Raw genomic sequence first — 235 nt, 5'->3', positions numbered from 1 at the left:
TGGCCTGGGCATCGACACCCACCGCCCAGAGCGACCCGAGCCACGCACAGACGAAGCCGGCCGCCGCCAGCGGCTACGCATGGCGCAGCTCGCTGCGATTACGCTGGTGATAGCGCCACAGCGCCAGCAGCACGTGGGGCACCACCATCACCAGCGCCGTGCCCTGGGCCAGCTGCTGGTCCAGGCCAACCAGCACGCCAAGCGCCGGAATCGCGATCAGCCCGCCGCCGATGCC

Annotated in this window: 1 pseudogene; it reads right to left on the bottom strand. The window is 71.5% G+C overall.

The features are described 5' to 3' along the window. Positions 1-235, bottom strand: a pseudogene (locus M2D63_RS26140) (TSUP family transporter); the annotation flags it as partial.

This window comes from Pseudomonas sp. BJa5 (assembly GCF_030272875.2).
Taxonomy (GTDB): domain Bacteria; phylum Pseudomonadota; class Gammaproteobacteria; order Pseudomonadales; family Pseudomonadaceae; genus Aquipseudomonas.
This window is presented reverse-complemented; position numbering and strand designations above follow the sequence as displayed.